The 23,689-nt window shown below is 69.0% G+C and carries 25 protein-coding genes and 1 tRNA gene; 16 read left to right on the forward strand and 10 right to left on the reverse strand.

Annotated elements, in window-relative coordinates; all coding sequences use genetic code 11:
• Nucleotides 1-128 precede the first annotated feature (128 nt).
• Genes efeB through efeU form a run of 3 tightly spaced genes read right to left on the reverse strand, consistent with a single transcriptional unit; the run spans nt 129 to nt 3,474 of the window.
• Entirely contained in the window at nt 129-1,451 is a 1,323-nt protein-coding gene (gene efeB / locus DEU38_RS01130) for an iron uptake transporter deferrochelatase/peroxidase subunit (RefSeq protein WP_114718287.1), read from the reverse strand.
• Entirely contained in the window at nt 1,432-2,565 is a 1,134-nt protein-coding gene (gene efeO / locus DEU38_RS01135; RefSeq protein ID WP_114718288.1) for an iron uptake system protein EfeO, read from the reverse strand. Before efeO ends, efeB begins: the two co-directional genes overlap by 20 nt.
• A gap of 12 nt (nt 2,566-2,577) precedes the next feature.
• Nucleotides 2,578-3,474 (reverse strand): iron uptake transporter permease EfeU, encoded by an 897-nt coding sequence (gene efeU / locus DEU38_RS01140; RefSeq protein ID WP_114718289.1) that lies wholly within the window; start codon nt 3,472-3,474, stop codon nt 2,578-2,580.
• Nucleotides 3,475-3,669: 195 nt separating this feature from the next.
• Between efeU and DEU38_RS01145 the strand changes: the two genes are divergently transcribed.
• The 6 genes from DEU38_RS01145 to DEU38_RS01170 all read left to right on the forward strand — a co-directional run bounded on the left by DEU38_RS01145 (nt 3,670) and on the right by DEU38_RS01170 (nt 8,359).
• On the forward strand, nt 3,670-4,500 hold the full coding sequence (locus DEU38_RS01145; RefSeq protein ID WP_114718548.1) for a lytic transglycosylase domain-containing protein: 831 nt from the start codon (nt 3,670-3,672) through the stop codon (nt 4,498-4,500).
• A 207-nt stretch (nt 4,501-4,707) separates the two neighbouring features.
• The gene (gene eno, locus DEU38_RS01150) at nt 4,708-6,003 is read left to right on the forward strand and encodes a phosphopyruvate hydratase (protein WP_114718290.1); all 1,296 of its coding nucleotides are present in this window, start codon (nt 4,708-4,710) and stop codon (nt 6,001-6,003) included.
• The gene (locus DEU38_RS28935) at nt 6,003-6,722 is read left to right on the forward strand and encodes a septum formation initiator family protein (RefSeq protein ID WP_254622840.1); all 720 of its coding nucleotides are present in this window, start codon (nt 6,003-6,005) and stop codon (nt 6,720-6,722) included. The genes eno and DEU38_RS28935 overlap by 1 nt, the downstream gene beginning before the upstream one ends.
• Nucleotides 6,719-7,255, forward strand: a complete 537-nt coding sequence (locus DEU38_RS01160) for a DUF501 domain-containing protein (RefSeq protein WP_114718291.1) — start codon at nt 6,719-6,721, stop codon at nt 7,253-7,255. The genes DEU38_RS28935 and DEU38_RS01160 overlap by 4 nt, the downstream gene beginning before the upstream one ends.
• Nucleotides 7,252-8,208, forward strand: a complete 957-nt coding sequence (locus DEU38_RS01165) for a Ppx/GppA phosphatase family protein (protein WP_114718292.1) — start codon at nt 7,252-7,254, stop codon at nt 8,206-8,208. The genes DEU38_RS01160 and DEU38_RS01165 overlap by 4 nt, the downstream gene beginning before the upstream one ends.
• 77 nt (nt 8,209-8,285) lie before the next feature.
• Nucleotides 8,286-8,359 (forward strand) — tRNA-Leu (locus DEU38_RS01170).
• A gap of 195 nt (nt 8,360-8,554) precedes the next feature.
• Here the strand turns inward: DEU38_RS01170 and DEU38_RS01175 are convergent.
• Nucleotides 8,555-8,800, reverse strand: coding sequence for a hypothetical protein (locus tag DEU38_RS01175; RefSeq protein ID WP_147283438.1), 246 nt, complete (start codon nt 8,798-8,800; stop codon nt 8,555-8,557).
• A gap of 403 nt (nt 8,801-9,203) precedes the next feature.
• Between DEU38_RS01175 and DEU38_RS01180 the strand changes: the two genes are divergently transcribed.
• Together DEU38_RS01180 and DEU38_RS01185 are read left to right on the forward strand one after the other, a co-directional pair.
• On the forward strand, nt 9,204-9,656 hold the full coding sequence (locus tag DEU38_RS01180; protein ID WP_114718294.1) for a hypothetical protein: 453 nt from the start codon (nt 9,204-9,206) through the stop codon (nt 9,654-9,656).
• Between the two features lie 163 nt (nt 9,657-9,819).
• A complete protein-coding gene (locus DEU38_RS01185; RefSeq protein ID WP_114718550.1) occupies nt 9,820-10,023 on the forward strand; it encodes a cold-shock protein in 204 nt (67 codons plus the stop codon).
• Nucleotides 10,024-10,104: 81 nt separating this feature from the next.
• On the opposite strand, the gene DEU38_RS01190 is transcribed toward DEU38_RS01185, so the two are convergent.
• From DEU38_RS01190 to DEU38_RS01200, 3 genes are all read right to left on the reverse strand, one after another.
• The gene (locus tag DEU38_RS01190; RefSeq protein WP_114718295.1) at nt 10,105-10,362 is read right to left on the reverse strand and encodes a hypothetical protein; all 258 of its coding nucleotides are present in this window, start codon (nt 10,360-10,362) and stop codon (nt 10,105-10,107) included.
• 28 nt (nt 10,363-10,390) lie between these two features.
• Nucleotides 10,391-10,732, reverse strand: a complete 342-nt coding sequence (locus DEU38_RS01195) for a GNAT family N-acetyltransferase (RefSeq protein ID WP_114718296.1) — start codon at nt 10,730-10,732, stop codon at nt 10,391-10,393.
• A 653-nt stretch (nt 10,733-11,385) separates the two neighbouring features.
• A complete protein-coding gene (locus DEU38_RS01200; protein WP_114718297.1) occupies nt 11,386-13,023 on the reverse strand; it encodes an acyl-CoA dehydrogenase family protein in 1,638 nt (545 codons plus the stop codon).
• Nucleotides 13,024-13,168: 145 nt separating this feature from the next.
• On the opposite strand from DEU38_RS01200, the gene DEU38_RS01205 reads away from it, so the two are divergent.
• From DEU38_RS01205 to DEU38_RS01215, 3 genes are all read left to right on the forward strand, one after another.
• Nucleotides 13,169-14,257: an LLM class flavin-dependent oxidoreductase gene (locus tag DEU38_RS01205; protein ID WP_114718298.1), complete on the forward strand. Its 1,089-nt coding sequence runs from the start codon at nt 13,169-13,171 to the stop codon at nt 14,255-14,257.
• Nucleotides 14,254-14,880 (forward strand): FMN reductase, encoded by a 627-nt coding sequence (locus tag DEU38_RS01210; protein WP_114718299.1) that lies wholly within the window; start codon nt 14,254-14,256, stop codon nt 14,878-14,880. Before DEU38_RS01205 ends, DEU38_RS01210 begins: the two co-directional genes overlap by 4 nt.
• 62 nt (nt 14,881-14,942) lie before the next feature.
• Entirely contained in the window at nt 14,943-15,998 is a 1,056-nt protein-coding gene (locus tag DEU38_RS01215) for an alpha/beta fold hydrolase (protein ID WP_114718300.1), read from the forward strand.
• Between the two features lie 3 nt (nt 15,999-16,001).
• Here the strand turns inward: DEU38_RS01215 and DEU38_RS27975 are convergent, their stop codons facing one another.
• On the reverse strand, nt 16,002-16,196 hold the full coding sequence (locus DEU38_RS27975) for a hypothetical protein (protein ID WP_147283439.1): 195 nt from the start codon (nt 16,194-16,196) through the stop codon (nt 16,002-16,004).
• Nucleotides 16,197-16,436: 240 nt separating this feature from the next.
• On the opposite strand from DEU38_RS27975, the gene DEU38_RS01220 reads away from it, so the two are divergent.
• A complete protein-coding gene (locus DEU38_RS01220; protein ID WP_114718301.1) occupies nt 16,437-17,573 on the forward strand; it encodes a class I SAM-dependent methyltransferase in 1,137 nt (378 codons plus the stop codon).
• An 8-nt stretch (nt 17,574-17,581) separates the two neighbouring features.
• Here the strand turns inward: DEU38_RS01220 and DEU38_RS01225 are convergent, their stop codons facing one another.
• A complete protein-coding gene (locus DEU38_RS01225; protein WP_114718302.1) occupies nt 17,582-17,920 on the reverse strand; it encodes a hypothetical protein in 339 nt (112 codons plus the stop codon).
• 244 nt (nt 17,921-18,164) lie between these two features.
• Between DEU38_RS01225 and DEU38_RS01230 the strand changes: the two genes are divergently transcribed.
• Both DEU38_RS01230 and DEU38_RS29645 read left to right on the forward strand, forming a co-directional pair.
• Nucleotides 18,165-19,004 carry a Bax inhibitor-1/YccA family protein gene (locus DEU38_RS01230; RefSeq protein ID WP_181818642.1) on the forward strand — a complete coding sequence of 280 codons (840 nt, stop codon included), beginning with the start codon at nt 18,165-18,167 and terminating at the stop codon, nt 19,002-19,004.
• Nucleotides 19,005-19,485: 481 nt separating this feature from the next.
• A complete protein-coding gene (locus DEU38_RS29645; protein ID WP_309473060.1) occupies nt 19,486-20,007 on the forward strand; it encodes an endonuclease domain-containing protein in 522 nt (173 codons plus the stop codon).
• A 76-nt stretch (nt 20,008-20,083) separates the two neighbouring features.
• Here DEU38_RS29645 and DEU38_RS01240 read toward each other — a convergent pair whose 3' ends face one another.
• Nucleotides 20,084-21,301: an acetyl-CoA C-acetyltransferase gene (locus DEU38_RS01240; RefSeq protein ID WP_114718304.1), complete on the reverse strand. Its 1,218-nt coding sequence runs from the start codon at nt 21,299-21,301 to the stop codon at nt 20,084-20,086.
• A 284-nt stretch (nt 21,302-21,585) separates the two neighbouring features.
• On the opposite strand from DEU38_RS01240, the gene DEU38_RS01245 reads away from it, so the two are divergent.
• A complete protein-coding gene (locus tag DEU38_RS01245; RefSeq protein WP_114718305.1) occupies nt 21,586-22,971 on the forward strand; it encodes a cystathionine beta-synthase in 1,386 nt (461 codons plus the stop codon).
• 78 nt (nt 22,972-23,049) lie between these two features.
• A complete protein-coding gene (locus DEU38_RS01250; protein WP_147283440.1) occupies nt 23,050-23,658 on the forward strand; it encodes a hypothetical protein in 609 nt (202 codons plus the stop codon).
• Nucleotides 23,659-23,689 lie beyond the last annotated feature (31 nt).

The following is a 23,689-nucleotide window of genomic DNA, read 5'->3' on the forward strand; positions in this document are numbered from 1 at the left end:
ACGCACCTCTCCTGTTCAGCGTGGTGTGATGCCTCGAGCCCTCCGGATATGAGGGGGAGACCACACGCTCGTCACGCTAGGCCGAACAGGAGCTACCCGCAGGTACGTTCTGCGCGTCGGGGCGTGCGTTACCGCTGCGCCTCGAACAGCGTCGACCCCCAGTAGCCGCCGTCGCCGACGCCCGGCGGTACCGCGAACACCGCGGAGCCGACGTGCTTGATGTACTCGTTGAGCGCGTCGTTGCGGGCGAGGTTCTGCTGCATCGGGACGAACTGCTTCTGCGGATCGCGGCAGTAGGCGATGAAGAACAGCCCCGCATCGAGGTGGCCGAAACCGTCTGTGCCGTCGGTGAAGTTGTAGCCGCGGCGCAGGATCTGGATGCCGCCCAGTTCCTCGGCCGACGCCAGGCGCACGTGGGCGTCCCGGTCGATCACCGGCTTGCCACCGGCACCCTTGGCCTCGAGGTTGAGGGGATCGAACTCGTCCTTCTCGCCGAGCGGTGCGCCGCTGCCCTTGGTGCGTCCGAACACCCGCTCCTGCTCGTGCAACGTGGTGCGGTCCCACGGCTCGATCAGCATCCGGATGCGCCTGGCCACGAGGTACGAGCCGCCCGCCATCCACGCCTGATCGTCCTGCGGGTCCACCCACACGAACTCCGAGACGGCCGACGGATCCTCGGCCTTGATGTTGCGGGTTCCGTCCTTGAATCCGAACAGGTTTCGTGGCGTCGTCTGGCTCGTGGACGTCGACGACGTGCGACCGAACCCCAGCTGAGACCAGCGCACCGCGACCACACCGAAGCCGACGCGGGCGAGGTTGCGCACCGCGTGGACCGCGACCTGCGGGTCGTCGGCGCACGCCTGGATGGCGATGTCGCCACCGGAGCGGGCCGGTTCGAGGGCGTCGCCGGTGAACTTCGGCAGGTCCACCAGCGCGGCCGGCTTGCGGCCGGCGATACCGAATCGGTCCTTGCCGTTCACCTCGAACAGCGACGGCCCGAACCCGATCGTCAGCGTGAGCTTGGACGCGTGCAGGTCGAGCGCCTCGCCGGTATCGCTGGGCGGGTTGTACTCGCCGGCACCGACGGCACCGTTCTCGGTGGCATCGTCGCCGGCGGTCATCCGCTCGGCCATCTCGGTCCACTTCTTCAGCATCGTCACCAGCTCGTCGCGCGAATCGGTGATGACGTCGAACGCGACGAAGTGCATGCGATCCTGTGTGGGCGTGACGATTCCGGACTGGTTCGCGCCCCGGAAGGCCACCGTCTGCGTGGTCGACTCGGCCGCCTCGGGTGCGGTCAGTCGGCCCACCGCGACACCGGCGCCGGCCAGCACCGCGCCCGCCCCGACGGCGCCGAAGAGGCGCCGCCGGGACAGGCCCGGACGAGGCTCGGGCCGGGAGTTCCCGTCCTGCGGGTTGCTGTCCTGCTGATTACTGTCCTGCGACGACACCCTGCACCTGGCTCACTTCTGCGGACAACGCATCGATCTTCTGCGACAGGGCCTGTCGCTGCGGTTCGGTCACCGTGTCGTACGAGACGAAGCCGTCGCCCCGGCGGTACTGCGCGAGTGCCTGGTCGAGCTCCGCGAACCGCTGGTCGATGCGTCCGGCCAGCTCGGGGTTGCGCGCGTCGAGGATGGGGCGCAGCGATGCGATCGCGGCCTGCGAACCGTCCGCGTTGGCCTGGAAGTCGTACAGGTCGGTGTGCGAGAAGATGTCCTCCTCGCCGGTGATCTTGGTGCGCGCGATCTCGTCGAGCAGGGTCTGCGCGCCGCCGGCGACCTGGATCGGGTCGATCTGGAAGTCGGGTGCGGCCACACCGTCCGCGAGTTCCTGGATGTCGGTGAGGAGCTGGTCGGCCATCGCGTTGGTGTCGGGCTGCAGGCCCTGCACCCACAGGTCCTTCTCGAGTCGGTGGAAGCCGGTCCAGTTCCAGCCCGGTTCGACGTCCACCTCGCGCAGGTCGATGCGCGGATCGAGATCGTCGGGGAAGCTCTCGGCGATCGGTTCGATGCGCTCGTAGTAGGTGCGGGTGAGCGGGTACTGGGCCTTCGCGCCGGCGACGTCGCCGGCCTTGATCGCGGCGACGAACGAGCCCGCGGTCTCCTGCAGCGCGGTGAGCTGGCTGTCGACGTAGCGCTTGTATCCGGCGGCGGCCTCCTCGAGGCGGCCGTCCTGGTCGGTTGCGGCCACCGAGTCGCCGGTGACGGTGAACTCGGTCCGGATGCCGTCGCCGACCATGCCCGGCTTGCACGCGGTGTGGTAGGTCCCGGCCTCGGCGAGGTTGACGATGAGCTGACGCGTGAGGCCGGGGCCGACGTTCTCGACCTCGCCCATCACCCGGTCCCCCTCACCGAAGACGTAGAACTCGGTGACCTTGGCGCCGTTGTTGGTGATCGAGAACGTGGTGTTCCCGGTCTCGGCGGTGTTGCCCGAGATCTCGCACGAGGTATCGGTGGCGGTCACCGTGATCGCCTCGTCGCCCGCAGCCGACTTGGATGTGCACGCCGCGAGGGCGAGGGGAGCGATCGCGAGCAGGGCGAGCGCGGAGGTGGAACGACGCACGGGCGGAACCTTTCAGGAAACGGTGATCGAGGGGTCTTGTTCGGCGGCAACCGACTTCGGTCGTGCGGCCACCGGGCGCAGGAACAGCGGCAGCACGATCACGAGGTACGCCACCCACGCGACGAGCTGGAACACTGTCGGGTCCGGCCGGAAGTTGAAGATGCCCGAGAGGACGGTGCCGTACCAGCTGGAGCTGTCGAACACCGACGAGATGTCGAACGCGACGGTGGAGCCGCCGGGAAGCCAACCGGCGATCTGCAGCGCGCGGACGCCGTAGGCGAGGATGCCCGCCGCGACGACCACGAGGAACGCGCCGGTGTAGCGGAAGAACCGGGCGAAGTCGATGTGCACGGCGCCGACGTACATCAGCACGGTGAGCACGGCCGCGACGGCGATTCCGAGCAGCAGGCCGATCAGCGGCCACGCACTGCCGGCGGTGTTCTCGGCGTAGCCGACGAGCAGCAGGGCGGTCTCGACGCCTTCGCGGCCGACGGCGAAGAACGCCATCGCGGCGACGGCCACCGGGCCAACGGTGAGGGCCCGGTCCATGCCGGCCTTCAGGTGCCCGGAGATCGATGCGGCTGCGGTGCGCATCCACAGCACCATCGCGGTCACGATGCCGACCGCGACGAGCGACGCGAGGCCACTGATCAGTTCGGCGGCGGTGCCGGTGACGGTGGAGGTGCCGAAGTGGATCGCGACGAAGATGCCGACCACCATCGCGACGGCCGCACCGACGCCGGCCCACACCCACTTGAGTGCGTCACGGCGCTCGGACTTGACCAGGAACGCGACCAGGATCATCACCACGATCCCGGTCTCGAGTCCCTCTCGGACGCCGATCAGACCGCTGCCGAACAGCTGTGTCGCGATGGACGGTGCATCGGCGCCGGCGGCGAGGACTGACACTTCATGTCTCCTGATCAGAGTCGGAACGGCCGCCGTGAGATAGGCAAGGCAAACCTGGAGTGGCCACGCCGAAAGTAGCATCCCCTAAGCCCGTCGGGAAACCGCCCCCTACCAGGTCTTTTTTGTCCGAAATGGGGCGTTGGTCCCGATTCCGGCAAGCGTCACAACCGTGCGGTCTGGATGATGGACGACGTGATGAGAGATGCCGCGACGCGCACCGGGGTGCCGCGAACGCCAGCGACGGGACTGCCGCCGGCCCCACCGCCGAAACGGCGGCGTCCGTTCCGCACGTTCCTGATCGTGACGTCCTCGCTCCTCGTCGGGACCGCGGTCGTGACGCTCGCGGTGGGACTCGACGAGCTGGACCAGAGGAAGCCGCGGATCGAGATCCCCGAGGGAATTCCCCCCGGGCCCGGTGCGCCGCTCCCGCCGATCGACGTCGACGCGCCCGGACGAACCGCGAACCTGCTGGGGGACTGGGCGGCGCCACTGGCGGACGCCCTGGCGATTTCCCCGACCGCACTCGAGGCGTACGGCTACGCCGCCGCGGTCATGGCCGCGACACGCCCCGAATGCGGCATCGGGTGGACCACCCTCGCGGGCATCGCCGCTGTCGAGAGCAAGCACGGCACGCACGGCGGCTCCCGCGTCGACGACGGCGGGAAGGTGACTCCACCCATCCGCGGCATCCCGCTCGACGGGTCGCCCGGAGTCGCGGAGATCCCCGACACCGACGGGGGAGCGATGGACGGCGACGCCACCCACGATCGCGCCATGGGGCCGCTGCAGTTCATCCCCGAGACGTGGAGCCGCTGGGGCGTCGACGCCAACGGGGACGGGGCGGCCGATCCGGACAACATCGACGACGCCGCGCTCACCGCGGCGCGCTACCTGTGCGCGCGTGGCGGCGACCTCACCACCGCAGACGGTTGGACCGCGGCGCTCATGGCCTACAACCTGTCCGGCGAGTACCTGCTGGATGTCCGGGATCGTGCCGCGGCCTACTCGGTGGGCGTGCGCCGGTGACCGCCGCCGGGACCGCGGTGACGAGGGCCACGCCGCGCGCGCCGCGGGACGGGAGTCGGTTACTCCGGTTAGGCTCAGACCTGGCACTATGCATCCGGCGGCTCACCGTGGTCGCCTGCCCGTAGACAACCCAGACGCTGCCTGTCCGGACCGGCATTTCACTGTCGTCCCCAGCAGCCGTACGAAGCCGCCGAAGGAGAACCATTCGTGGCCATCATTGAGCAGGTAGGAGCTCGCGAGATCCTCGATTCCCGTGGCAACCCCACGGTGGAGGTCGAGGTGCTGCTCGAGGACGGCAGCTTCGCCCGCGCCGCCGTTCCCTCCGGTGCCTCCACCGGTGAGCACGAGGCCGTCGAGCTGCGTGACGGTGGCGACCGCTACCTGGGCAAGGGTGTCGAGAAGGCCGTCGAGGCCGTCCTCGGTGAGATCGCGCCGGCCATCATCGGCCTGGACGCCACCGAGCAGCGCACCGTCGATCAGGCGCTGCTCGACGCCGACGGCACCCCGGACAAGTCCCGGCTCGGCGCGAACGCCCTGCTCGGTGCGTCGCTGGCCGTGGCCCGCGCCGGTGCCGAGTCGTCCGGTCTGGAGCTGTTCCGTTACGTCGGTGGCCCCAACGCCCACGTGCTGCCCGTCCCGATGATGAACATCCTCAACGGTGGCGCGCACGCCGACACCGGTGTCGACGTCCAGGAGTTCATGGTCGCCCCCATCGGCGCACCGACCTTCAAGGAGTCCCTGCGCTGGGGCGCCGAGGTGTACCACTCGCTCAAGTCGGTGCTCAAGGCCAAGGGCCTGTCCACCGGTCTCGGTGACGAGGGCGGCTTCGCCCCGGATGTCGCCGGCACCAAGGAAGCGCTGGACCTGATCATCGAGGCCATCGCCAAGACGGGCCTCAAGCTCGGCACCGATGTCGCGCTGGCGCTCGACGTCGCGGCCACCGAGTTCTACACCGAGGGCACCGGCTACAAGTTCGAGGGCAAGATCCGCACCGCCGAGGAGATGGGCGCGTTCTACGCGGAGCTGCTGGGCCAGTACCCGCTCGTCTCGATCGAGGATCCGCTCAGCGAGGACGACTGGGAGGGCTGGGTCGCGCTCACCGAGCAGATCGGCAACAAGATCCAGCTCGTCGGCGACGACCTGTTCGTCACCAACCCGGAGCGCCTCGAAGAGGGCATCGCCAAGGGTGCGGCCAACGCACTGCTGGTGAAGGTCAACCAGATCGGCACCCTGACCGAGACCCTGGACGCCGTCGACCTGGCCCACCGCAGCGGCTACAAGACGATGATGAGCCACCGTTCGGGTGAGACCGAGGACACCACGATCGCCGACCTGGCCGTCGCGGTCGGCAGCGGCCAGATCAAGACCGGCGCCCCCGCTCGCAGCGAGCGCGTCGCGAAGTACAACCAGCTGCTGCGCATCGAGGAGAGCCTCGGCGACGCCGCCCGCTACGCCGGCGAGGTGGCGTTCCCGCGCTTCGTCTTCGAGGGTTCCGCCAGCTGATGAATCAGCGCGGTAGGTCGCGGTCGGGTCGCCCCTCTCCGGGTGGGCGTCCCGGTCGCCGCGGTGCCGGGTCGGATCAGGGGCCACGTCGGCCCCGCCGGGTCCGCTCCGGCGCCACTGCCGCGCCCACCGGCCGCGTCGAGCCGGCGGCACCCGGTGAAGCCGGTGCCGCCGCCGCGGCCGATGTTCCCGCCCCGTCCCGGGCCCGCTCCAAGCGAGCCGGCCCGGGACGCAGGACGTCCCCGGAACGACCCGAGCGCACGTTCTTCGGGCTCTCGACGGGACGTGCCGTGATCCTCGGCGTCGTGATCTGCGCGTTGGCGCTCACCCTCGCGATGCCGCTGCGCACCTACCTGACGCAACGCTCCGAAGCGGACCGCCTCGCGTCCGAGCAGCGCGATCTCGAACAGCAACTCGACGATCTGCAGCGGCAGAAGGAGCAGATCGAGGATCCCGCGTGGGTCGCCACGCAGGGCAGGGAACGCCTCGGCCTGGTCCGGCCGGGGGAGACCCCGTACAAGGTGCAACTGCCCGGCGACTACAAGCCGCCGGAGAAGGATGCGCCGCCCCCACCGCCGTCCACCGGGGCGTGGCACAGCGACCTGTGGCAGCGGCTCACCGAACCGCCGCCGTCCGTCGAGCCCGAACCAGAGTCACCGCCGGCGGCCCCCGTGGTGCCGGCTCCCGCACCAGAAGAACCAGGAGTACCCACCGGGTGAGCGAATCGTCCGTCCCCCAGGAAGACCTCGATGCCGTAGAGGCCCAGCTGGGTCGTGCCCCGCGGGGCGTCCTCGAGATCGCCTACCGCTGCCCGGACGGGCAGCCCGGCGTCGTGAAGACGGCCCCCCGGCTGCCCGACGGCACGCCGTTCCCCACCCTCTACTACCTCACCGACCCCCGGCTCACCGCCGAGGCCAGCCGGCAGGAGTCCGCCGGAGTGATGCGGGAGATGACGGAGCGACTCGGAACCGATCCGGAGCTGGCCGCGGCGTACCGCCGTGCCCACGAGTCCTACCTCGCCGAGCGTAATGAGATCGATTCCCTGGGAACCGATTTCACGGGTGGCGGCATGCCCGATCGGGTCAAGTGCCTGCACGTGTTGATGGCGCACTCCCTCGCGAAGGGGCCGGGTGTCAACCCGTTCGGCGACGAGTCGGTCGCCCTCGCCGCGCGAGGCAAGTTGCGGGGCACCGCGATTCCCGCGGACTGGCCCGAGTACCGCGGACCCGGCGAGGCGGGAGACGGAGAGTGACCAGGGTCGCCGCGATCGACTGCGGCACCAACTCGATCCGACTGCTCGTCGCGGACGCCGACGAGCACGGCCGGCTCACCGACGTCGCCCGGCTGATGCGGATCGTGCGTCTCGGCCAGGGCGTCGACGCCACCGGGGCGTTCGCGCCCGAGGCGATCGAGCGGACCCGCGTCGCGCTCGTCGAGTACGCCGACATCATCCGCGAGACCGGGGCGACGGCCGTGCGGATGGTCGCCACGTCGGCTACCCGCGACGCCTCGAACCGCGAGGACTTCTTCGCGATGACCCGTGAGGTGCTCGGTGCCGTGATCCCCGGCGCCGAGGCCGAGGTCATCACCGGCGACGAGGAGGCGCGGCTGTCCTTCTCGGGTGCCGTCGGTGAACTCGATCCGGCCGCGGGGCCGTTCGTCGTGGTCGATCTGGGCGGCGGGTCCACCGAGGTCGTGCTCGGCGACGCCGCCGGCGTCCACGCCGCGTATTCCACCGACGTCGGCTGTGTGCGAGTGACGGAACGCTGCCTGCACGACGATCCGCCCACCGCGGAGCAGATCGAGTCCGCGCGCTCGTTCGCGTCGGACCGGCTCGAGCAGGCGTTCGCGAAGGTGCCGGTCGAGCAGGCCCGCACGTGGGTCGGTGTCGCCGGCACCATGACGACGCTGTCCGCCGTCGCGCAGGATCTGCCGGAGTACGACGCCGAGCGGGTGCACCTGTCGCGGCTCGGCATCGACCAACTGCACGAGGTCGCGCACCGCCTCGTGACCATGACGCACGACCAGCGGGCCGCCCTCGGCCCGATGCATCCCGGTCGGGTCGATGTGATCGGTGGCGGGGCGATTGTCACCGCCGTTCTGGCCGACGAGCTTTCCAGGCGTGCCGGAATCGATGAGCTCGTCGTCAGCGAACACGACATCCTGGACGGGATTGCAATGTCAGTCTCGCTGGGCGGGTCGTGAATTAGCTCACTGTTTCTTCCGCCTACACTGTTCCTTGGTTTCCACTGTCGTGGCCACCGGAGTCGGGCCGGTGGTGGGCCCCCATAGCCCAATTGGCAGAGGCAGCAGACTTAAAATCTGCAAAGTGTGGGTTCGAGTCCCACTGGGGGCACCTCCGTCCCGCCGCCCGCCGGCACATGGCATCGCAGGTCCCGCCCATCGCAATCCGGTGGGTGGGACCTCCGCCGTTGAGCACATCACGAACCGTCGGGCCATTCGCGGTATCCGCCGCTGACGTCACTGCGCTGCAACCCATTGCGATGACTCCTTATCGGAGTGGCTCGCCTGAGCGTGCTCGACGGTCGGGCTAGCGGCAGTGCCAGTGTCCGTACGCCTGTGGGTTCTGCCAGCGTCGGCACGGGGCGGTGTGGTCGACGCCTGCCTGTGTCGCCGCGACCGCAGTCGGTCGATCTGCGGTGTATGCCGTCTCGGCCGCTGCCGGAGCCGTGGAGATGCTCAGCGGAATTGCCGCGAGTGCGGCCGCCGCCAGGATGTTCGCGAGCATTCGCCCTCCGTGCGTGGCGCTGTGGTGTGGGTCGTTCTCCTGTGTCATCGGTCGATCCTTTCCACGCGGACCAGTGGGCGCCGTCACCGCGAGACGCGGGTTCGAAAGGCGCATCGCTCCTGTTCCACTACCCATGTTAGGGCGGGCCACCGCCGGGACGGGAGGTCTGGCGAGGATCGGGGGAGCGCCGGGCGCGGGGGTGACGGTCGCCTTTCCCTGCGCATGCCGTACAGTGGGTCTGTCAGGTGCGCCATCGAGGCTGCATGCCGGCTCGGACACTGGTCCTGAGCCGCCGGACGACGACACCGTCGAATCCCTGACCTCCTCACGAACTCACAGGTCGAGCGCTCGCGAGTCGGGCCCATCGTCGACCGAAAGATCACAGTCAGGCGCGAAGGCGCCGATACGTGTTGTCGCCGAGGCGAACTCGCGACGACCACGAAGGAAATTCATGCACTACAGCACTGTCCATTCGCCGGTCGGGATCCGTCCGGCCTCCTCGGGAGCGCGTCGAGAGCACGCACGCGGCCGGTCCGCGGCGCTCCGGGCGCGCGCCCTGGAGATCGTCGGCATCCTCTATCGGTGTGAACCCGACGCCGCCGCGCAACTGCTGATGCGGCACTCGCAGGAGAACAACCTCAAGGTTGCTGCTCTCTCGGAGGCGTTGGTCGCCGTCGTCGACGGCGCGTCGGATGAGCCGGACGCCTGTGCGCAGACGACGCTCGCGGCGCACTTCTGGCTCCGCGAGATCCGTCGGCTGGGCCGCACGCACCGCCGCAGCGATCGCTGGGTGCGCCACGTCGCGGCGTCCGGCGGCTGCGTTTCCGGGTCGCGGACCGAGGCCCGGAAATCTTCTGTCCGGCAAAGTGATCCGAATCGCGTCGACTTCTTGACTCAAGTGTGATTGACTGAAAGTGGTCATAGTGTTTTGTGGTTGCATGTTTGTGCGCTCGCAATTCCTTTAGTTGTGGGGGATAGATCTCCTCTTCGGGTATCGCTTTCGGCAGTACCGGCCCGGGTCGCTCGAACATCGGCGATTCGTGATCGGCAAGCATGAGGAGTACAAAATGGCAACCGGCACCGTGAAGTGGTTCAACGCTGAAAAGGGCTTCGGCTTCATCGCTCCCGAGGACGGCAGCGCTGACGTGTTCGCGCACTACTCGGAGATCCAGGGCGGCGGCTTCCGCAGCCTCGACGAGAACCAGCGCGTTTCCTACGATCTGGGCCAGGGCGCCAAGGGCCCCCAGGCCACGAACATCAACGCGATCTGATCGCGCGTCGCCCGAATCGGGTGACGACTGACGACAGGCCCCGCTCCGGAAACGGAGCGGGGCCTGTCGTGTTGTCTGGGGTCAGATAACCAGCGCGGCGACACCGACGGGTAGCGCGGCCAGCGATCCCACTGCGACTCCGGTGGCCGCGGTGCCGGTGACGGCCCAGTCGACCACGCCGGTCGGGACGCCGGCCGCGGCCACGAGCGAGGGGCGCCCCGGACGCCGTCGGACCTCGACGGGGTCCTCGGATGCGACGGTGCACAACTGGTGTCCGGGCCTGCTCGACGGCGGCAGGGACGAGGTCAGGAAATCGGGACCGGTACGGTCCGGACTCACTTCGGTGCGGACGCGGGGTGGTCACCGGTCAGAGTTGTGAGTCGATGACCGCCTGCTGGGCGGCGGGCGTGACGGCGTCGACGTAGCCCTTGAAGTCGTCGTGCTTCTCCAGGAATCCCGCCACGAACGGGCAGATCGGCACGATCCGCTTGTCGTGCGCCACGGTGTCCTCGAGTGCCGCGCGGATCAGCGTGCTCGCCAGACCCCGACCGGCGAAACGCTCGCCGATCTCGGTGTGGAAGAAGATGCGCTGGTCACCGCTGTCGACGAATTGGGTGAATCCGGCGGTGGCATCTCCGACGCGTACCTCGTAGCGGCGGAGGTCCGGTGCGGCATTCACTTCGGGCTGTGCGTCCAGTTCGTCGGCCATGACTCCACTATGACAACGCGGACGCCTCGGTGCGAGCGTTCCGGCGTCCTCATCGTCGGCGGACATGGGGTCGTGGGCGCCGATCTGCAGCCGACGCGGACGGCCACGACGGTCCGCAAGTCCGACGGCGGTGCGGCTTCGGTGACCGCCTCGGCATGCTTCGTGCCGAAAGCCACTCTTGCCCAGCGGATAACGCGGGCCGAACGGAAGATCCGTCTGGAGTGGTGCGCTACGCCCGGCGCTCGTGCGTGACGGCCGTCCCCGAGTCGGTCCAGCGTCGTCGCCATGCCCTGTCGCAGATGCTCGGCGCGATCGGTCACCCCGGTCCAGCGCTGGATCATCCGGACGGGCAGCGGCGACGGCACACCCTGTTGCATTGCCTCGGTTACCAGCGTGCCGCCCTCGGTGGCTTCGAAGGTGTACGTCCACAACGCGCCCGATCGCCCCGGCACCCGGAACGCGAAACGGTGTCCCGGCTCTGCGGTCACGACCTGCGGTTTCGTCGACCACCGTGCGCGGCCGACACGGTTTCCGGACTGTAGTCACCCATTCGAGTGATGTCGCTGATCAGGGCGTACAGCGTGCTCGGCCGTGCCTCGATCATCTTGCTGACGGATACACACACGGGTGAGGGACGGGACATGAGTCGCCTCTCAGGAACCTACTTTGGGGGTCGCACGGTCGATGATCGGGGCCAGATCCAGGCCGGTCGGCAGGGTGCCGAACACGGTGCCCCAGTCGCCGTCCAGGCGGGTCGCGCAGAAGGCGTCTGCCACCGCGGGGTGCCCTTGCCGCACAAGGAGGGCGCCCTGCAGCGCCAGCGCCATGTCGCCGACCACCCGCCGCGCACGGTGCTGCAGCGTGTCGAAATCCGTGAACGCGTCCTTCAGATTCGCGACAGCGGCGTCGAGGCGGGCGTCGGCACCGGCACTGTCGTCGAGTTCCTCGAAGAACGCCTCCACGGACTCGGGCTGGCGGCCCATCGCGCGCAGGACATCGAGGGCAGCGACGTTGCCGGAGCCCTCCCACACCGACAGCAGCGGCGCCTCCCGGTACAGCCGGGGCATCCGCGACTCCTCGACGTAGCCGTTGCCGCCCAGGCATTCCAGGGCCTCGGCTGCGTGCGCGGGGCCGCGCTTGCACACGTAGTACTTGCTCACCGCGAGGGCGACGCGGCGCAGGGTCGACGCCTGCGGATCGCCGTTGTCGGCGCGGTCGGTGAGCGCAGCGAGCCACAGCGCGACGGTGGTGGACGCCTCCGACTCGACGGCGAGATCGGCGAGCACGTTGCGCATGAGGGGCTGATCGATGAGGTGCGCGCCGAAGGCGCTGCGGTGCACGGCGTGGTGGGTGGCCTGCGCGACGCCGACGCGCATCCCGGTCGCGGTCCCGATCGTGCAGTCGAGCCGCGTCATGTTGACCATCTCGACGATGGTGCGGACGCCGCGGCCCTCGTCGCCGACCCGCCACGCGACGGCCTCGTCGTACTCCACCTCGCTGCTCGCGTTCGAGTGATTGCCGAGCTTGTCCTTGAGCCGCTGCAGGTGCATCGCGTTGCGGGTGCCGTCGGGCAGGATCCGGGGGAGCAGGAAGCACGTGAGTCCGCCGGGCGCCTGCGCGAGGACGAGAAAGACGTCCGACATCGGCGCCGACGTGAACCACTTGTGCCCGGTGAGCAGGTAGGACCCGTCCGATTGCGGGACGGCGCGGGTGGTGCCGGCGCGGACGTCGGAGCCGCCCTGCTTCTCGGTCATCGACATACCCGCGATCAGCCCGGGCTTGGTGAGCGGGGCGCGCAGCTCCGGGTCGTACACGCGGGCGGTGAGCAGCGGCTCGTACTGCAGCGCGAGTTCGGGATTGTGGCGCAGTGCCGGCACCGCGGCGTACGTCATCGAGATCGGGCATCCGTGGCCGGCGTCGACCTGCCCCCACACCGCCATCTTCGCGGCGCGCACGAGATGCGCGTGCGGTCGGGGATCCCCCCACGGGGCGCCGTGCAGCCCCAACTCGACGGCGGTGTCCATCAGCTGGTGGTAGGCCGGGTCGTAGGTGACCTCGTCGATGCGGTGGCCGTACCGGTCGTGGGTCCGCAGGACGGGCGGATGAGCCTCCGCGAGATCACCGAGCGCCTGCGCGTCGGCGCCGCCGGCGAGCCGTCCGACGTGGTGCACCTCGTCGAGCGCGTGGTGGGCGCCCTCGCGCTGCAGGGCTTCGAGGATCGGCGGGTAGTCGGCGGCGTCGTAGTCGATCAGCGGCGGAGCCTGGTTGGTGACGTCGTGCGTGACCCTCATACGACCCCCTGGTCGGTGGTGACGGCGATCCTTGTCAGCAGTCAATGACGGTTGGGGGCGATCGTCAAGCAGATCGGTGGAATATCGGGGAGGCGCCCGCGGTTGGTGGCATATAGTTGAAACTTGAAATACTTTGGAGGTAGGCATGCACTTCGGAATCTTCACCGTCGGTGACGTGACCACGGACCCCACGACCGGCCGGACACCGACCGAGGCCGAGCGCATCAAGGCGATGGTCGCGATCGCGGAGAAAGCCGAGGAGGTCGGGCTCGACGTATTCGCCACCGGCGAGCACCACAACCCGCCGTTCGTGCCGTCGTCGCCGACGACGATGCTCGGCTACATCGCCGCCCGCACCGAGCGGATCATGCTGTCGACGTCCACGACGCTGATCACCACCAACGACCCGGTGAAGATCGCCGAGGACTTCGCGATGCTCCAGCACCTCGCGGGCGGTCGCGTCGACCTCATGCTCGGCCGTGGCAATACCGGTCCCGTGTACCCGTGGTTCGGCAAGGACATCCGCGAGGGCATCCCTCTGGCGGTCGAGAACTACGCGCTGCTGCACAAGCTGTGGCGTGAGGACGTCGTGAACTGGCAGGGCCGCTTCCGCACGCCGCTGCAATCGTTCACCTCGACGCCGCGTCCGCTCGACGACGTCCCGCCGTTCGTGTGGCACGGGTCGATCCGCAGCCCGGAGATCGCCGAGCAGGCCGCGTACTACGGCGACGGCTTCTTCGCCAACAACATCTTCTGGCCCCGCGATCACTTCGTCCGACTGATCGACCTCTACCGTCGTCGCTTCGAACACTACGGTCACGGCTCGGCCGATCAGGCGATCGTCGGCCTCGGTGGCCAGGTGTTCATGCGCAAGAACTCCCAGGACGCGGTCCGCGAGTTCCGGCCGTACTTCGACAACGCCCCGGTCTACGGGCACGGGCCGTCGCTCGAGGAGTTCACCGATCAGACGCCTCTCACCGTCGGCAGCCCGCAGGAAGTCATCGACAAGACCCTCTCGTTCCGGGAGAGCTTCGGCGACTACCAGCGTCAGCTGTTCCTGATGGACCACGCCGGACTCCCGCTGAAGACCGTCCTCGAGCAACTCGACCTGCTGGGCGAGGAGGTCGTGCCGGTGCTGCGACGCGAGTTCGACGCGCTGCGCCCCGCACACGTCCCCGAGGCTCCCACGCATGCGAGTCTGCTGGCCGCGAAGAAGGCGGAGGTGCTGTCGTGACCGACGCGAAAACCCTTACGCTGACGGTGATCTCGGCCGGACTGACGCAGCCGTCGTCGAGCCGGTTGCTGGCCGACCGGCTCGCCGCGGCCACCGTCGACGCCCTCGCCGAACGCGGCATCACCGCGGATGTCGAGATCGTCGAACTGCGCGACCACGCGCACGCCCTCACCGACAACCTGCTCACCGGGTTCGCCGGTGGCGGGTTGCGGGCGGTCATCGACCGGGCGGCGAAGTCCGACGGACTGATCGCGGTCACGCCGATCTTCAACGCGTCGTACAGCGGGCTGTACAAGTCGTTCTTCGACGTCCTCGAGCAGGGGACGCTCGACGGCATGCCGACCCTGCTCGGCGCGACCGGCGGGACCGGTCGGCACTCGCTCGCACTCGAGCATGCCGCCCGGCCGATGTTCGCGTATCTGCGGGCCGCGACGGTCCCGACCGCGGTCTACGCGGCATCCGAGGACTGGGCGGGGTCCGGCGACCAGGGTCTGGCCCAGCGGATCGAGCGGGCGGCCGGCGAGTTGGCCGCGGCGATGGTCGCGCGTGAGAACGTCGGCCCGGCCGATCCGTTCGCGAACTCGGTGCCGTTCGAGGAGTTGCTGTCCCGGCAGGCGCACTAACTGACTCGCGAGTAAGATTCCCGCAACGAACGTCGTCGTCGATCGATACGGGGGAACGGGCTGTGCGGGAATCGGGCTGGGAAACGCGGTTGAACGTCTCGTTGCGCAACGCGTGGGGGCTGACGTTCGGTGACGGCGTCGGGTCGTCGGAGCGGACGCCGTCCGAGCTGATTCATCAAGAGCCGCATCGGGATCTGCACCGCTACGGCCCCGTCGACTCCGGTGCGCCGGTGCTGCTCGTGCCACCGCTCGCGGTCCCGATGCACTGCTACGACCTGCGGCCCGGGCAGAGCCTCGCGGCGCACCTGCTCGGGTCCGGTCGCACGCCCTACGTCGTGGACTACGGGACGATGGGCTACGCCGACCGGAACCTCGGATTCGAGGACTGGACCGACGACATCGTGCCCGGCGCGGTGCGACGGGTCAGCGAACTGCACGGCGGCGCACCGGTGGACGTCGTCGGCTGGAGCCTCGGCGGCACGCTCGCGCTGCTCACGGCCTCGGCGCATCCCGATCTGCCGATCGCGTCGGTCACCGCGCTCGGCACGCCGATCGACTACTCGAAGATTCCGACGATGGCCGTGGCGCGCGCCGTCGCCCGCGTCACCGGACACCGCCCGGTCACCGAACTGACCCGGCTGATGGGTGGACTGCCGGCGCCCCTGGTGCAGGTGGCCTACCGCGCGACGGCGCCGTCGCGGGAACTCCTCAAGCCGTGGTTCGTCGCGCGCAACCTGCACGAGACCGAGACCCTCGCCCGGATGGAAGCGATCGATCGGTTCATGGCCGAGATGCCCGGGTACCCGGCCCGGCTGTTCTATCAGATGGCGGAGGAGCTGGTGCTCGGCAACGGACTCCTCGAGGGCCGGGTCACGGTGGGCGGCACCACGATCAAGCTCGCCGAACTCGCCGTTCCGGTGCTGGCGGTCGGTGGTACCGGTGACGTCATCGCCACCGCCGACTCGGTCGGTGCGATCGTCGACGTCCTCACCGGGTCGCCGTCGGTGCGGTTCGAGACCGCGCCCGGCAGCCACCTCGGCCTGCTCGCCGGACCGGGAGCGCGCGACACCACGTGGCGGCACATCGACGCGTTCCTCGGTGAGCGACCGGCCGGCTGAGATTCAGCTTCCGAACAGTGGGCCGAGCGAGGCGAGCGATCCGGTGGCGGGTGGCGTCGACAGCCGGGCCGGTATGCGCTCGTGGACTCCGTCGACCAGGTAGGCGGCGCCGTTGTCGATGCTGAGGACGGCAGGATCGCGGAAGCCGTCGAACCGGAGCGTCACCGGCGCCGTGTCGCCTGAAGAAGTAGACGTCACCGTTGTCCACGGTCAGACCGCCGATCTGATTCTCCGCGGTGAAGGGCAGGACGATCGGCGTCGATGCGATTCCCGCTACGCACCTGCTCCTGAACGCCATCGAATCCCGTCACTGTTTGTCCGGTTATGTGCCTTCGGGCGGAGCCTAGCGGCAGTAGGAGACCCGAAATTGCGATTCGCCGGGATTCGGGACGGTCCCCGATCCGGCTGCCGTCACGGGGTACGCGCACACTTACAGCCATGCTCTCCGCCGAAAACCTGTTCACCCTCATGCGTCGATTCCCCGACGTCGAGGCCCCCAACCTGTTCGCCGTCGACGCGGCGGACCGTCTGATCCTCGACGAGGCGGCGGACGCCCTGGGCTCGGTCCCGGGCGATTCGATCGTCGTGATCGGCGACCATTACGGCGCGCTCACCCTCGGCACCGCCGTCCAGTACGAAGTGACCGGGATTCGTGTGCACCAGGATCCGCTCACCGGGGAACGCGCGCTCGCGAACAATGCGTCGACGTTCGAGTTGTCCGACTGCTACCGGTCGTGCGGCCTGGGGGAGGAACTGCTGGCCGGCGCCCGCGTCGTCCTGCTGCAGCTGCCGCGCAGCCTCGACGAGCTCGACGAGATCGCCGACGCGATCGCCCGCTACGCCGACCCCGGCGTCGTCGTGTTCGCGGGTGGACGCGACAAGCACATCACCCCGACGATGAACGAGGTGCTGGCCCGGTCCTTCGTCAACGTGCGTGCCAGCCGCGGGCGGCAGAAGTCACGCGTGCTGATCGCCGACACGCCGCGGGAGATCTCGACGGCAGCACGGTTCCCGATTTCCGAGCACCTCGACGAACTGGACCTCGACGTCTTCGCACACGGCGCGGTCTTCGCCGGCACCAAACTCGACATCGGCACCCGATACCTGCTCGAGTTCCTGCCGCGGGCGCTGCCCGACGCGCGAACCGCGGTCGACCTCGGCTGCGGCACCGGCATCCTGGCCGTCGCGCTCGCGTTGTGGCGCCCCGAGATCGAGGTCGTCGCGACCGACCAGTCGGCGGCGGCCGTTGCGTCGGCCGAGGCGACGGCCCGTGCGGCAGGCGTGGGCGATCGGGTCCGGGGACTGCGCGACGACGCCATGGCATCGCTTCCGGACGCGAGCGTCGACCTGATCGTCTGCAACCCGCCGTTCCACGTGGGCGCGGCGGTGCACACCGGCGCGGCTACCAAGATGTTCGCCGAGGCCGGACGCGTCCTTCGTCCCGGCGGCGAGATGTGGACCGTCTTCAACTCGCATCTCGAGTACAAGAGCGGCCTGGCCCGTGCGGTGGGGCGCACCGAGGTGGTCGGGCGCAACCCGAAGTTCAGCGTCACGCGGTCCGTCCGCGCGCAATAGCAGGGGGACTACTGGACCGGTCCGCCGCCGGCTGCGTCCCCGTCAACCTGGCCGCGGTGGAGTCCGATGTCCTCGACGATGACCCCGTCCACGATCTCGGCGCCCTGCAGTTCGTCGTCGTCCTCACGGTCGGGGCCCGACGGCGGCGTGTCCGGCTCCTCCTCGGCGAGGCGTTGGTCGAGGCTCTCGCCCTGCTCGGCCTCCCTGAGGGTGGTGCCGAAGCGGTCGGCCTCGCTCCACTCGTCGGGGGCGTCGACGACGTCGTCGCCGTCGGCGTTGCGGACCTCGTCAGAATCGAGGCTCTCGCTGACATCCAGTGTCTCGTCGAATCCGTCTTCGATTCCCATGCGCCCATTGTCGGCCGAATCGTGGTTTTCCGCTGGATTGCGGCCGAACGACGTTACCGTTGATCAGGTGCTCGTATAGCGGTGGCAGACGCGTCCCCGGTACAGTCCGAAATGTCCAACTCGGCTCGGCGGGCGGGAACTTTCCCCTCGGTGCCGGACGTTTCACGGACAACGACGCCGGTCCGACCCGGCCGAGACGGGCCCCGACGGGCACGACAGACGACCACGAGAAGGGATGTGCACGGTGCGCACCACCAGCAACCCGGTATTCAAGAACCTGCCCAAGCAAGAGGGCAGCGGATACGCCACCTTCGGATCCGCGCAGGCCGGCGCCGCGCAGGTCACGCAGGAATACGGGCAGCAGTACCAGGCGCCCGAGCAGTACCAGACCACCCAGCGGGCCATGACGATCGACGACGTGGTCACCAAGACCGCGATCACGCTCGGCGTGCTGACCGTGGCGGCGATCATCTCGTTCTTCCTGGTCAACAACAACGAGGCGCTGGCCGCACCGTTCGTCATCGTCGGCGGCCTCGTCGGCTTCGTCCTCGTGATGGTCGCGTCGTTCGGCCGCAAGATGGACAACCCGGCGATCGTGCTCGCCTACGCGGCGTGCGAGGGCGTGTTCCTGGGTGCGCTGTCGTTCCTGATGACTTTCCAGATCCAGGGCGTCGACGCATCCATCCTCATCGGCCAGGCTGTGCTCGGCACGTTCGGTGTGTTCTTCGGCATGCTGGTCGTCTACAAGACCGGCGCCATCCGCGTGACCCCGCGCCTGACCCGCATGATCATCGGCGGCCTCATCGGCGTCCTGGTCCTGATGGTCGGCAACCTGATCGCGAGCTTCTTCACCGACGGCGGCTTCGGCCTGCGTGACGGCGGCACCATCGCCATCGTCTTCAGCCTCGTCTGCATCGCGCTCGCCGCGTTCAGCTTCCTGCTCGACTTCGACGCCGCCGACCAGCTGATCCGCGCCCAGGCGCCGGAGAAGGCCGCCTGGGGCGTCGCCCTCGGCCTCACCGTCACCCTGGTGTGGCTGTACGTCGAGATCCTGCGCCTGCTGAGCTACTTCAACAACGACTAGCCTCACGCGCCCCACGAACGGGCGGTTTTCTGACAGGCCACGCGGCCGATTGTCAGAAAACCGCCCGTTCGTCGTCGTCGGCCTGGGGATAACTCGCTGGCGGTGGCGGTCCTGCCGGTCGGGGTGGGTGATGCTGCACGGATGGGGGAGTACGACGAGCCATTCCTGCGATCGACTGTGGCCGGCAGGCTGACAGATCACCAGCTCTATCACGACTTCGTCCGGATCTACCGTGGCGTGTACCTGAGCAGGCACGTCGAACTCACGCCGGACAAACGGGCCCGAGCCGCGGCGCTGTTCGCCGGCCCCGATGCGGTGCTGACCGGATTCTCGGCCGCTGCGCTCCACGGGGCGAAGTGGATCGGTGGCCATGAACCTGCCGAGGTGATCCGTTCGGGTCACTGGCGGCCGCCGTCCGGGATGATCACTCAACAACTGTCGGATCGAACCGGACGAGTTTCGCCTTCTTGGTGGGATCGGGGTGGCAACTCCGGCCCGTACCGCATTCGATCTGGGACGCAGGTTGCCGCGGCTCGAGGCGATCGCGGCAGTCGATGCGCTGTGCAATGCGACGGGCTTGAAGCCGATCGACGTGTCGCGGTTGGCCGACCGGTACGCCGGCATGCGCGGGATAGCTCGGCTCCGAGGGATCCTCGACGACGTGGACGGTGGTGCGGAGTCGCCGCCGGAGACCCATACGAGGCTGGTTCTCGTCGATGCGGGACTCCCCCGGCCGCAGACTCAGATACGTATCCGGAACCGGAGTGGACGTGTCTTCGCGCGGTCGGATCTGGGCTGGGTCCAGTGGTGGGTCCTCGTGGAGTACGACGGTGCCGATCACTGGAACCGAGGGCAGCGCGCGAGGGACATCGAGCGGCTTGCCCAACTCGAGGCGCTCGGATGGACGGTAGTTCGGGTAGGTGCAGAGCTGTTGTACGACCGGCCGGAGGCCATGGTCGCCCGCGTACGGGAAAAGCTCCGAGCCGCCGGTGCTCCTGTCTGACGACGAACGGGCGGTTTTCTGACGGGCCTCTCGGCCGACATTCAGAAAACCGCCCGTTCGCGGAATCAGGTGAGGACTAGCTCAGGCGCTCCAGCACCATTGCCATGCCCTGGCCGCCGCCGACGCACATGGTCTCGACACCGAACTGCTTGTCGTGGGTCTGCAGGTTGTTGATCAGCGTCGCGGTGATGCGGGCGCCGGTCATGCCGAACGGGTGGCCGACGGCGATGGCGCCACCGGAGACGTTCAGCTTGTCCTCGTCGATCTTCAGCTCGCGGGCGGAGCCGAGGACCTGCACGGCGAAGGCCTCGTTGATCTCGAACAGATCGATGTCGCTGACCGACTTGCCGGCGAGCGCGAGGGCCTTCTTGGTGGCCTCGATCGGGCCCAGGCCCATGATCTCGGGGGACAGGCCGGAGACACCGGTGGAGACGACGCGGGCCAGCGGGGTCAGGCCCAGCTCCTTGGCCTTGGTGTCGCTCATGATGACCAGCGCGGCAGCGCCGTCGTTGAGCGGGCAGCAGTTGCCGGCGTTGACGGTGCCGTCGGGGCGGAAGACCGGCTTGAGCTGGCTGACGGCGTCGTACGTGACGCCGGCGCGCGGGCCGTCGTCGGTGCTGACGACGGTGCCGTCGGCGAGGGTGACCGGGGTGATCTCGCGCTCGAAGAAGCCGGCCTTGATGGCCTCCTCCGCGCGGTTCTGCGAGCGGACGCCCCAGCGGTCCTGGTCCTCGCGGGAGATGCCGGTCAGCTGCGCGACGTTCTCGGCGGTCTGGCCCATCGCGATGTACGCGTCGGGGACGATGCCGTTCGACCGCGGGTCGCTCCACTGGACGCCACCCTGGGCGGCGGTCGCGGTGCGCTCCATGGCCTCGGCGAAGAACGGGTTCTTCGTGTCCGGCAGCGAGTCCGAGTTGCCGGCGGCGAAGCTCGACACCGACTCGACACCGGCGGAGATGAAGACGTCACCCTCGCCGGCCTTGATCGCGTGCAGGGCCATACGGGTGGTCTGCAACGACGACGAGCAGTAGCGGGTGATCGTGGTGCCGGGCAGGGTGTCGTAGCCGAGCTTGATGGCGACGATACGGCCCATGTTGAAGCCGGCCTTGCCGCCGGGCAGGCCACAGCCGAGCAGCAGGTCGTCGATCTCGGTGGGGTCGAGCTCAGGAACCTTGGCCAGCGCGGCGGCAACCATCTGCGCGGCGAGGTCGTCCGGACGCATGCTCGCCAGCGAGCCCTTCATGGCGCGGCCGATGGGCGAGCGGGCAACGGAGACAATGACTGCCTCGGGCATGGAAACTCCTTCGTACGTTGGTCTCTTCGACCATGAACTTACGTTGCCTGCGCCACATCACCACGCGGCAGTCAGTCGTCGGCGGCCCGGAACTCGTCCTACCGCGGGTTTTGCTCGGCCGCAGGGGCCGCGACCTGGTCGGATGCACGCGGTTCTGAAACACGTTCCCGGAAGTCGAGTGACGAACGCCCGTCCCACTCAGCGAGAGCCCGTGCCGGGGCGGTTTCGCGCAGGTAAGGACCCTTCGCGACACGTGTCCGAATCGGATCTGGAAGCATGGGGTCATGCGCATCGCGGATCATGTCGTCGATCTCATCGGCAACACCCCTCTGGTCAAGCTGTCCTCCGTCGTCGGCGAGAACTCCGGGCTGGTTGCTGCCAAGGTCGAATACCTCAATCCGGGCGGCAGCTCCAAGGACCGCATCGCGGTCAAGATGATCGACGCCGCCGAGGCGTCGGGCGAGCTGAAGCCGGGTGGCACCATCGTCGAGCCCACGTCCGGCAACACCGGCGTCGGCCTGGCCCTGGTCGCGCAGAAGCGCGGCTACAAGTGTGTGTTCGTCTGCCCCGACAAGGTCAGCGAGGACAAGCGCAACGTGCTGCGTGCGTACGGCGCCGAGGTCGTGGTGTGCCCCACCGCGGTCGCTCCCGAGCACCCGGACAGCTACTACAACGTCTCCGACCGTCTGGTGAAGGAGATCCCCGGCGCCTGGAAGCCCAACCAGTACGCCAACCCGGGCGGACCCGACAGCCACTACGAGACCACCGGGCCCGAGATCTGGCGGGACACCGAGGGCAAGGTGACGCACTTCGTCGCCGGCGTCGGCACCGGCGGCACCATCACCGGCACCGGTCGCTACCTCAAGGAGATCTCGGGCGGCAAGGTCAAGGTCATCGGCGCCGATCCCGAGGGCTCGGTGTACTCGGGCGGCACCGGACGGCCGTACCTGGTCGAGGGTGTCGGCGAGGACTTCTGGCCCACCGCCTACGACCCGTCGGTTCCGGACGAGATCATCGCCGTCTCCGACGCCGACTCCTTCGAGATGACCCGTCGTCTCGCCCGCGAGGAGGGCCTGCTGGTCGGCGGCTCGTGCGGCATGGCCGTCGTTGCGGCGCTCAAGGTCGCCGAGCGTGAGGGCCCCGACGCCGTCGTCGTCGTGCTCCTGCCCGACGGTGGCCGCGGCTACCTGTCGAAGATCTTCAACGACGAGTGGATGTCGTCGTACGGCTTCCTGCGCAGCCGCCTCGACGGCTCGACCGGCGAGCAGACCGTCGGCGACGTGCTGCGCGGCAAGTCCGGTGAGCTGCCGGACCTCGTGCACACGCACCCGTCCGAGACCCTGCGCGACGCGATCGAGATCCTGCGCGAGTACGGCGTCTCGCAGATGCCGGTCGTCGGCGCGGAACCGCCCGTCATGGCGGGCGAGGTCGCGGGCAGCGTATCCGAGCGCGACCTGCTCAGTGCGGTCTTCGAGGGCCGGGCCGCTCTCGCCGACCCGGTGGAGAAGCACATGAGCAAGCCGCTCCCGCTGATCGGTGCGGGCGAGCCGGTGTCGTCGGCGACGAAGGCCCTCGGCGACACGGATGCGCTCATGGTGGTCGACGACGGCAAGCCCGTCGGCGTGATCACCCGGCACGACCTGCTCGGTTTCCTCAGCGCCGGCGCGTAACGCCGCGAGTTTCACGGAGAATCCCCGACGGCCACCGTCGGGGATTCTCCCGTTTCGGGGCTCGGTTACGCTCTCGGCATGCAATGGGGGAGAGCAGTGGGGGCTGCCGCATGTCTTGCGGCGGTGGTGATGTCGGGTTCGGCGTGCGGGAGCACGATCGAGGGGACGCCGCAGGCACAGGGCGACAGCATGGTCGTGGCGGGACCGCCCGACAGCGATTCGGGGTCGCCGGCGACCGAGCCGCGGGCGCCGGGCGGCGCTGCCGTCCAGGTGTCGAAGCCGCCGACGTGCGCCGAGATCGAGAAGCCGGTGCTGGGCGTGCTGAAGGGCTACCGGTTGGACCGGACTCCCTCGGTCGACGGCGGATCGACCATGTGCTGGTTCAACCAGTCCGGTGCCGGGGGCTTGACGAAGGCGGTCACCGTCTCCGTCAACTCCGTGGACCAGACCGCCGAACAGCTGGCCCGGACCCGGGACTACATGGCGAAGGAGCGGCCCGACAGGTTCGTGTCGTCTCCTGCCGCGGAACGGCTGGGTGGCTACGTCTCGACCCCACTGGGTGGTCGCGATGTGGCGTTGTCGTTGCCCGGCGCGCAGATTCTCCTCATCGTTCCCGACGGGGCGGACGTGTCGAAGGAGCAGGCCGTGGAGGTCGTCCTCGCGGTCGGCGCGGCCATGTCGAACTGAGGCGGGTGGGCCGACGGCCGGAGGACGGGTG

Source organism: Rhodococcus sp. AG1013, assembly GCF_003350365.1.
Lineage (GTDB): Bacteria > Actinomycetota > Actinomycetes > Mycobacteriales > Mycobacteriaceae > Prescottella.